Here is a 4,934-nt window from a genome sequence, read left to right as displayed (position 1 = left end):
AAGAGCTAGATGAAGAAGAACTTTTTTGTGATGTTGAAAGTTTTGATGAACAGAAAGTTAGTGCTAATAGAGAAAAAAAGGAATATGAAAAAAATAAGTACTATAGTCTACAAGATAGTCTACAAGAAAAAAATGAATTTGATCACACAACGCACACTCTTACACTTACTTTTAAAATTGAAAAGCCATTTCCAGACTCTGACCTTAGTAAATTTAAGTTATGCGAACTTAAGCAAAATGTTGATAAATGTACGTTTTTCTTAGAAAATGATCAGAAAAATCGAATAGAATTATACTCTAAATATCTCAATATTTATTTTCCTAAGTACTTTGAGAAACACAGTAAAAAAGGAGCTTATAACGAACTTTTTTCTCAACAAGAAAATGGGATCAGCAATGATATTATAATACTGCTACAAGTTCCAAAAGAAGCAAGCATACTTACCAAAGAATGCAATTGGATAACAATAAATTTTGTAGGTAAAATACCAGATTATCTAGTGGGCAAATCTTCTAAATACTGCGGGAATTATGTAAATTTCTTTCTCAAATCAAACAATACTATATCTCTTCTTCTAACATCAGAACTGATAAAACTTGCAGCTAAATCATCAGGTATTCCAACACAAACAAATTGGCCAATAAAGGATATTATAGTCAGAGGTAGTTTTATTAATCAGCTTATTGATAAGCAAACTAGAGTTGAAAAAGCGATTGAGCCTTCTATTAATAAGAATCATATCGTTGAAGAAACTTTTGAAGTAGTTAGCGTAGAATGTGCATCAGAGTTGAAGATTTCTCAACCTAGTATATAGCCTTATATTCTTTCATCAGCATGATATAGTTTTGTGCAGATTGTGTAATATGTTTTATTTCTTCGTTTGACATTTTTTTAAAGAATTGTGCTGGCCTGCCAGCCCATACTTCACCACTTTTTATCATTTTTCCATGTGTCACCAGTGAACCAGCAGCTACCATAGCTTCAGACTCGACAATCGCATGATCCATTATAACAGAGCCCATACCAATAAATGCTTTATCATGTATTGTGCATGCATGCAACACACAAAAATGTCCAACCGTTACCATACTACCAATAATCGTGTCACCGCCTGGATTTCTATTTACATGAATTACGGTGCCATCTTGAATATTCGTTTCATTACCTATTTCGATTGATCCAACATCTCCCCTGATCACACAATTAAACCAGATACTCGCATTCCTTCCTATTTTAACGTTACCTATGATACGCACACCATCTGCGATAAAAGAACTTTCATCTATTTTTGGCTCATAATCTTTGTATTTTAAAATGTGATAGCTCATTATTTAAATAAGATTTAATACATACTTGAATTCCAGTAGTCAAGTTACTTGGGTAAAGATATTCTTGACTTATGATCCTTATGCTCCTAAAATTTCTATTTTTAGCTCTATTCATAATGTCAGTAACAGTACTTGGTGTACTTCAAATAATATTGGTTGTTGTATTGGTAATTTTAGTGCTCTTGCAGCCACCTGAAAGTAATTCGTTAAGTGGCTTTAGTAATTCACAACAGGGAATGAATTCAATAATTCCGGTGAAGTCTTCTGAAAATCCACTCAGTAGAATAACTTCTATAGTTGCTGGACTGTTCATCATAAATACACTGTTACTATCAGGATTATGTTCAAAAGATGTACATAAAAAATCAATTGCAGAGAAGATTATATTAGAAAAAAAGCAAGAAGGCCAATCAACTTCTGTTCCATTTGAAAATTAATGAAAGAAACCAAGTTTATCTTTGTTACGGGTGGAGTTGTTTCATCACTTGGTAAGGGTTTGGTTGCTTCAAGTGTGGGAGCACTCCTTCAAGCTCATGGGTTCGATGTTCGCATCAGAAAGCTTGACCCATATCTCAACATTGATCCTGGAACAATGAGCCCAGCTCAGCACGGGGAAGTATTTGTTACTGAGGATGGTGCTGAAACTGATTTAGACCTTGGACATTACGAGCGTTTTACTAAAATTAAAGCAACCAAGGACGACAATATAACTACTGGCAAAGTATATAATAAATTATTAAAGAAGGAAAGGTGTGGTGATTATCTAGGAAAAACTGTGCAAATCATTCCTCATGTGACAGATTTAATCAAATCTTTCATTTTTAATGGTACAGAGGATTTAGATTTTGTAATATGCGAAATAGGAGGAACCGTAGGCGACATTGAAAGCCAACCGTTTTTGGAAGCTATACGCCAAGTCAGTTATAAACTAGGAAAGCAAAAAGTTATCCTTATTCATTTAACTTTAATACCATATCTCACTGCAGCACAAGAATTAAAGACAAAACCGACACAGCATTCAGTTCGAGAGTTAAACTCTGCGGGGTTACAACCAGATATTATATTATGTCGCAGTGAAAAAGAAATTTCCGATAATCAAAAAGAAAAGATAGCCAATCTTTGCAATGTTTCTTTATCTAACGTAATACCTGCTCCTGATGTAAGCCATATATACGAGTTACCGTCCTTGTATAATCAATGTGGGCTCGGGACACAAATTTTGGATCACTTTCACTTAAGTAAGCCAAAACCAAGCTTGCCTGAATGGGACCAAATAGTACTCTCTATGAGACATACAACACAAGAAGTTATCATCTCCATAGTAGGAAAATATACTGAATTTCCTGACGCATATAAATCACTGATTGAAGCATTAAACCATGGTGCAATTAGTAATAAAGCTAGAGTGAAGATAAATTGGGTCAACTCAAGAGAAGAGAATGGAAAATCTATAGATGCAAATTTTATCAGAGAAAAATTACAAAGCTCTAATTCAGTCCTCGTTCCAGGAGGATTTGGTGATAACGGGATAGAAGGCAAAATACTGGCAATAAACTATGCCCGTGTAAATAACATTCCTTTTTTAGGAATCTGTCTTGGTATGCAGCTTGCAGTGATTGAATTTGCTCGTAACGTTATTAAGCTTGAAGATGTAGACTCTGAAGAATTTTATACTTGCAAACACCCAATCATCAAGCTCGCTGATGGTAAGAACGTTGATCTTGGTGGAACCATGAGACTTGGAACATACAAGTGTAATGTAAATCCAAATTCAAAAATGGCAAATGTATATAGTAGTGTCACTATTTCAGAAAGACACAGACACAGATATATAGTTAATTTAGATTATAAAAATAACTTAGAAGAGAATGGAATGATATGCAGCGGTATATCAGAAGATAAAACATGCATAGAGGCAGTGGAGCTAAAAAATCACTCATGGTTTATTGGTGTGCAATTTCATCCAGAATTTCAATCAAGACCATTTTCTCCTCATCCTCTCTTTATATCCTTTATTAAGGCAGCTATTGACAATAGAGTTTAATAGAACTGAATAAACTCTATTCTAATAGAGAGGTAAAATGTTTACTAAGAAATAGTAAAGATAGCATTACATATGGATCTGCGACCTTCGAGGATAAGCATATAGAACAAATAATATATAAATTAGAGGAGGATCAAATTATAGAGGATATAATGGAAGAAGTAGTTGTAGCTATAAACGAACTAAAATCGGTAGAAGAAATAAAAAAATATTTAAAGCGAGAAATAGATAGCCTTGTAAAAAGGACAATAGTCCTTAGTGAATTCTATAACCTAGAAAAAATAGAAAAGCCAAGAAAAGAAAATTATATTTATCCAACAACCTAATGTTTAAGTACCAATACATGGAACTTGCTATAGAGCAAGCAAAACTTGCTCAGAAAGATGGCGAAGTGCCAATAGGTGCTGTAATAGTTAATGGAAACAATATCATCTCCTCTGCACACAATATATCTAATGATCCAACTGCACATGCAGAAATGTTAACAATTAGAAAAGCATTTTCAATTTCCACGCTTTATGAAGCTAAAATGTACGTAACGTTAGAGCCGTGCCCGATGTGCGCTCAAGCTATCTCTTTTGCAAAAATTAAACGTCTTTACTTCGGGGCTTACAATCCCAAAGGTGGAGGAGTTGAAAACGGCACTAGAATATTTCAATTCTGTAACCACATACCTGAAGTTTATGGTGGAATATTAGAAACAAAATGTTCTCTTTTATTAAAAGATTTCTTTAAGAAATTGAGAAATTAGTTTAAGATTTGTGAGATTGTTTCAATATTTTTTGAGTAAAATCTGTATTATAACTCTTTCGTATATTTGACCAATTTGCTCATTCAACGTACACAAGGGATGTTATTACGATAACTCCATTGCAGAAAATTTACTCAAAAGGGAGCTTATTATTGATACTTCTCAACGTTCTGTTTAACAAACTAGAACTTCCATATTTGAATACGTAGAAATTAGATTTTTTGCACTACTGGAATCTAGATTTTCTTGCTAAATCCCAGACTGGCTAGTTATGCAAGAAATCTATTTTTTATCATAAATAACTTAAATATTATACCTGTAACAGTTTAGACTTGACCTGACAGAAGAATCGAAGAAGTCAAAACCGGCATCAGAATCTGTTTTAATGTTATCAGTATTTTTTTTGGTAAGCAATATGAATACTATCAAAAAAGGTCTGCATAGGAATAGCAATACTTACTGGAATGAGGTCTATCTCTGTTATAAGAATGCAACCAATGATCGACATCTAATTGAAGCTCCTCCAAAGTACTATAAATCTTTTTCCTAAAGATAATATTGTAACATTCATCTTGCATAGTTCTATGAAACCTTTCACATATACCATTAGTCTGTGGAGAATAAGCTTTGGTTCTAGAATGATCAATATTTTCTACTCTCAAACATAACAGGTACGCATGATTCCCTAGTTTACCACAATACTATGTACCAAGATCAGTTAAAATGCGTAGCAATGGAACTTTCTGTTTATCAAAAAATGGTATAACTCTATCATTGAGAAGATCTGCAGCTGTGATAGCAGTTTTCTCC

At 33.4% G+C, this 4,934-nt stretch carries 6 protein-coding genes and 1 pseudogene; 5 read left to right on the top strand and 2 right to left on the bottom strand.

The genetic code is table 11. The features are described 5' to 3' along the window. The coding region (locus tag wTpre_RS00995) for a hypothetical protein (RefSeq protein WP_068651302.1) at positions 1-815 on the top strand (815 nt) is incomplete at its 5' end. Here wTpre_RS00995 and wTpre_RS00990 read toward each other — a convergent pair. Further along, positions 805-1,329: a gamma carbonic anhydrase family protein gene (locus wTpre_RS00990; protein WP_068651300.1), complete on the bottom strand. Its 525-nt coding sequence runs from the start codon at positions 1,327-1,329 to the stop codon at positions 805-807. The two genes, wTpre_RS00995 and wTpre_RS00990, sit on opposite strands and share 11 nt — an antisense overlap. A gap of 116 nt (positions 1,330-1,445) precedes the next feature. On the opposite strand from wTpre_RS00990, the gene secG reads away from it, so the two are divergent. The 4 genes from secG to wTpre_RS00970 all read left to right on the top strand — a co-directional run bounded on the left by secG (position 1,446) and on the right by wTpre_RS00970 (position 4,124). Continuing rightward, positions 1,446-1,766 carry a preprotein translocase subunit SecG gene (gene secG, locus wTpre_RS00985; protein ID WP_068652570.1) on the top strand — a complete coding sequence of 107 codons (321 nt, stop codon included), beginning with the start codon at positions 1,446-1,448 and terminating at the stop codon, positions 1,764-1,766. Beyond that, positions 1,766-3,373, top strand: a complete 1,608-nt coding sequence (locus tag wTpre_RS00980; RefSeq protein WP_068651299.1) for a CTP synthase — start codon at positions 1,766-1,768, stop codon at positions 3,371-3,373. The genes secG and wTpre_RS00980 overlap by 1 nt, the downstream gene beginning before the upstream one ends. Positions 3,374-3,525: 152 nt before the next feature. Next, positions 3,526-3,699 (top strand): hypothetical protein, encoded by a 174-nt coding sequence (locus tag wTpre_RS06215; RefSeq protein WP_245609483.1) that lies wholly within the window; start codon positions 3,526-3,528, stop codon positions 3,697-3,699. Between the two features lie 17 nt (positions 3,700-3,716). Continuing rightward, positions 3,717-4,124 (top strand): nucleoside deaminase, encoded by a 408-nt coding sequence (locus tag wTpre_RS00970; protein ID WP_068651295.1) that lies wholly within the window; start codon positions 3,717-3,719, stop codon positions 4,122-4,124. 391 nt (positions 4,125-4,515) lie between these two features. Here the strand turns inward: wTpre_RS00970 and wTpre_RS00965 are convergent. After that, positions 4,516-4,934: pseudogene (locus wTpre_RS00965) on the bottom strand (integrase core domain-containing protein); the annotation flags it as partial.

This window comes from Wolbachia endosymbiont of Trichogramma pretiosum, assembly GCF_001439985.1.
In the GTDB taxonomy this organism is placed as follows: domain Bacteria; phylum Pseudomonadota; class Alphaproteobacteria; order Rickettsiales; family Anaplasmataceae; genus Wolbachia.
Note: the sequence above shows the minus strand (reverse complement) of the source record. Positions and strands in the feature narration are given on the sequence as shown.

Excerpts from the sequence above, each read along its gene's own strand:
- wTpre_RS06215 (WP_245609483.1), top strand. The coding sequence starts at position 3,526 with ATGGAAGAAGTAGTTGTAGCTATAAACGAACTAAAATCGGTAGAAGAA.
- wTpre_RS00970 (WP_068651295.1), top strand. The coding sequence starts at position 3,717 with ATGGAACTTGCTATAGAGCAAGCAAAACTTGCTCAGAAAGATGGCGAA.
- wTpre_RS00980 (WP_068651299.1), top strand. The coding sequence starts at position 1,766 with ATGAAAGAAACCAAGTTTATCTTTGTTACGGGTGGAGTTGTTTCATCA.
- wTpre_RS00990 (WP_068651300.1), bottom strand. The coding sequence starts at position 1,329 with ATGAGCTATCACATTTTAAAATACAAAGATTATGAGCCAAAAATAGAT.
- secG (WP_068652570.1), top strand. The coding sequence starts at position 1,446 with ATGTCAGTAACAGTACTTGGTGTACTTCAAATAATATTGGTTGTTGTA.